This is a genomic window from Rhodococcus tukisamuensis NBRC 100609 (genome assembly GCF_001894985.1).
Taxonomy (GTDB): domain Bacteria; phylum Actinomycetota; class Actinomycetes; order Mycobacteriales; family Mycobacteriaceae; genus Rhodococcus_G; species Rhodococcus_G tukisamuensis.
In genome coordinates, this window is the sequence record NZ_BCXG01000053.1 from 1 (window position 1) to 3,995 (window position 3,995).

Here is a 3,995-nt window from a genome sequence, read left to right on the forward strand (position 1 = left end):
GCTGGACACCGGTCGACTGCGGGCCGGCCGGACGCTGCGTGGCGCCGGACTGGCCCGACGCCTTGCCGTCCTGGTTGTTCGGGCCGGCGGGAGCGTTGCCCGGGGCCTGTGCCCCTGGCTGTCCCTGCTGGCCTCGCTGCCACGGCGGGGTCTGACCCCGGCCACCGGCCTGCTGCCCCTGTGCGGGACGCACGGCGCCAGTCTGAGGCGTCGCTGACTGCGGAGCCCCGGACTGCTGGGGCGCCGACTGCTGGGGCGCGGGCTGTCGGGGCGTAGCGGGACGGCCAGTGGCGGCCTGCTTCGGCGCTCCGGGCGCCTCGACTGGCGTGCCCTGGTTCGCGCCGCCCTGGGCGCCCGCCGGGCGGCCCTGCACGGGGGCCTGCTGCGGCCGCCCCTGCGCGGGGCCCTGCCCTGCCGGACCGGTCTGCGTCGGATTTGCCTGGGTCGGGCCTGACTGCGGCGGTCGCGACAGCGTGCCGTCACCCCCGGCGGGGCGGGGAGCCTGCGCTCCCCCGCCGACACCCTGCGCGGGTGCCGGCGTACCGGACGCCTGCGGCCCGGCCGGCCGTGCCTGGCCCTGCTGCTGCGGCGACGCTGCCGCCGCAGGCCCTGCCGGTTCCGGCTTCGCGCCGGCCTGTGCGGACCCGTTCACCGGCTCCGGCCGCGTGTTCGGCCCGGTTCTCGGCTCGTTCGACCCCTGCCGGTCGCCGCCCGGCTGTTGGGGAGTGCTCACTTACGACTCCTTCGATGCGTCGGTCGCGTCGGCCTCGGTGTCGTCGGGTTCGTCGGCGTTGCGCGCGATCGCGAGCAGGGTGTCGCCGTCCCCGAGGTTCATCAACCGCACGCCCTTGGTCTGTCGGCCGGCCTTCCGGACCTGCTTCGCAGCGGTCCGGATAACGCCGCCGCCCGAGGTGATGGCGTAGAGCTCGTCGTCGTCGTTGACGATGAGCGCCCCGACCAGGGTGCCACGGCGCCTGTCGTACTGGATGGTGAGCACGCCCTTGCCGCCGCGGCCCTGGACCGGGTAGTCCTCCATCGGGGTCCGCTTGGAGTACCCGCCCGAGGTCGCGACCAGCAGGTAGGTGCCCTCCCGGACCACGTTGATCGAGAGCAGCTCGTCGTCGCCGTTGAACCGCATGCCCTGCACGCCGGAGGTGGCGCGGCCCATCGGCCGCAGCGCCTCGTCGGTCGCCGAGAAGCGGATCGACTGGCCCTGCGCCGAGACCAGCAGCAGGTCCTCGTCGGCGGAGCAGAGCACGGCCCCGACCAGTTCGTCCTCGCCGCGCAGGTTCACCGCGACGATGCCGCCGGTGCGGTTGGAGTCGAAGTCGGTGAGCTTGGACTTCTTGACCAGCCCGTTGCGGGTGGCCAGGACCAGGTAGGGGGCGTCCTCGTAGGTCTTGATCTGGATGATCTGGGCGATCCGCTCGTCCGGCTGGAAGGCCAGCAGGTTCGCCACGTGCTGGCCGCGCGCGGTGCGGCTGGCCTCGGGCAGCTCGTACGCCTTGGCCCGGTAGACCCGGCCCTTGGTGGTGAAGAACAGGATCCAGTCGTGCGTCGAGCTGACGAAGAAGTGCTTGACGATGTCGTCCTGCTTGAGCCCGGCACCCTGCACGCCTTTGCCGCCGCGCTTCTGCGAGCGGTACAGGTCGGTCTTGGTGCGCTTGGCGTAGCCGGTCTCGGTGATCGTCACGACCACGTCCTCGCGGGCGATCAGGTCCTCGTCGGCGACGTCGCCGTCGGCCGCGATGATCCGGGTGCGCCGGGGGTCGCCGTACTTGTCGACGATCTCCTTGAGCTCGTCGCGGACGATGGCCCGCTGGCGCTCCGGCTTCGCGAGGATGTCCTCGTAGTCCGCGATCTCGAGTTCGATCTCGGCGAGCTCGTCGACGATCTTCTGTCGTTCGAGTGCCGCCAGGCGGCGCAGCTGCATCGCCAGGATGGCGTCGGACTGGATCTCGTCGACGGTGAGCAGGTTCATCAGGCCGGCGCGGGCGATGTCGACGGTCTGCGACGCCCGGATGAGGGCGATCACCTCGTCGAGCGCGTCGAGCGCCTTGACCAGGCCGCGCAGGATGTGGGCCCGCTCCTCGGCCTTGCGCAGCAGGTACCGGGTGCGCCGGACGATGACCTCGAGCTGGTGCGTCGTGTACAGCCGGATCATCTGGTCCAGCCGCAGGGTGCGCGGCACCCCGTCGACGATGGAGAGCATGTTGCAGCCGAAGCTGGTCTGCAGCTGGGTGTGCTTGTAGAGGTTGTTGAGCACCACCTTCGCGACGGCGTCACGCTTGACGGTGACGACGATGCGCATGCCGACGCGGTCCGAGGACTCGTCGTGGATGTCGGAGATTCCGGCGATCTTGGCGTCCCGGACCTGGTCCGCGATCGAGGTGATCAGGTTGTCCGGGTTGACCTGGTACGGCAGTTCGGTGATCACGATCGTGGTGCGCCCCTTGGCATCCTCCTCGATCTCGACCACGCCGCGCATCCGGACCGAGCCGCGGCCCGTCGTGTAGGCGTCGTGGATGCCCTGGCCACCGACGATCAGCCCGTGGGTCGGGAAGTCGGGTCCCTTGATCCGCTCCATGACCGCGGCGAGGGTGGCTTCCTCGTCAGCCTCGTAGTTCTCCAGCGCCCAGTAGATGGCGTCGGCTACCTCGCCGAGGTTGTGCGGCGGGATGTTCGTGGCCATGCCGACCGCGATGCCGCCGGACCCGTTGATCAGCAGGTTTGGCACGCGGCTGGGCAGGACCGTGGGTTCCTGCGTCTTGCCGTCGTAGTTCGGCGTGAAGTCGACCGTCTCGTGGTCGATCTCGCGCAGCATCTCCATCGCGAGCGGCGTCAGGCGGCACTCGGTGTAACGCATGGCGGCGGCGCCGTCGTTGCCGCGGGAACCGAAGTTGCCCTGGCCGTCGACGAGCGGGTAGCGCAGCGACCACGGCTGGGCCATCCGGACCAGGGTGTCGTAGATCGAGGTGTCGCCGTGCGGGTGGTAGTTACCCATCGTCTCGGCAACCGGACGCGCCGACTTCACGTAGCCGCGGTCGGGGCGGTACCCGTTGTCGTACATCGCGTACAGCACGCGGCGGTGCACCGGCTTGAGACCGTCCCGCACGTCCGGCAGGGCGCGGCCCACGATCACGCTCATGGCGTAGTCGATGTAGCTGCTCTGCATTTCCTGCTGGATGTCGACGGGCTCGATCCGGTCGTGCTGCGGACCCTCCGGCGGCAACGTGGTGTCGGTCATGAGCTCCTTCTTCTACTCGGCTTCACGTCTCCTCGCGGACTACCGGTCCAGAAGGATGGCGCGCAACCACCCGAGTCTATAGGTGCAGGTCAGCCAGACCTCGCAGCACTCGCTGATTGTCCGCATTTACCAGCATCTTCGCCGCCCGATGACTACCAGACGCTCTGGCTCAGCCGGCTCAGCGCGTACTCGGTGACCGCGACCAGCCCCGACTTCGCCGACTCCCGGTCCCGGGCGTCGAGGGAGACGATCGGCACGTCCGGGGACACCGCCAGCGCCTGCCGGATGTCCTCCGTCGCGTAACGCGGCGCGTCGTCGAACTCGTTCACCGCAATCAGGAACGGAAGATTGCGGGCCTCGAAGAAGTCGACGGCGGCGAAGGACTCGTCGAGGCGCCGGGTGTCGATCAGCACGATCGCCCCGATGGCGCCGCGGATCAGGTCGTCCCACATGAACCAGAACCGGTGCTGGCCCGGCGTCCCGAACAGGTACAGCACCAGGTCGTCCGCGAGGCTGATCCGGCCGAAGTCCATCGCCACCGTGGTGGTCGACTTCTGCGGGGTCGCGCTGAGGTTGTCGACGCCGACCGAAGCGTCGGTGACCAACGCCTCGGTCCGCAACGGCACGATCTCGGACACCGCACCGACCAGCGTGGTCTTTGCCGACGCCGAACCCCCGCCCACGACGATCTTTGGTCGACGTCACCCGGCCGGGTTTTGCGCGCTAGATTTTTTTTCCCGAAGTTCCA

At 69.6% G+C, this 3,995-nt stretch carries 2 protein-coding genes and 1 pseudogene; all 3 read right to left on the minus strand.

The genetic code is table 11. The features are described from left to right. A pseudogene (locus tag RT2_RS25710) lies at positions 1 to 193 on the minus strand (hypothetical protein); the annotation flags it as partial. A 540-nt stretch (positions 194 to 733) separates the two neighbouring features. Continuing rightward, positions 734 to 3,247 carry a DNA gyrase subunit A gene (gyrA, locus tag RT2_RS24855; protein ID WP_072847478.1) on the minus strand — a complete coding sequence of 838 codons (2,514 nt, stop codon included), beginning with the start codon at positions 3,245 to 3,247 and terminating at the stop codon, positions 734 to 736. Between the two features lie 152 nt (positions 3,248 to 3,399). Next, complete coding sequence (locus RT2_RS24860; RefSeq protein ID WP_072847479.1) at positions 3,400 to 3,936, minus strand: GTP-binding protein; 537 nt, start codon at positions 3,934 to 3,936, stop codon at positions 3,400 to 3,402. Between the last annotated feature and the right edge of the window lie 59 nt (positions 3,937 to 3,995).

Excerpts from the sequence above, each read along its gene's own strand:
- gyrA (WP_072847478.1), bottom strand. The coding sequence starts at position 3,247 with ATGACCGACACCACGTTGCCGCCGGAGGGTCCGCAGCACGACCGGATC.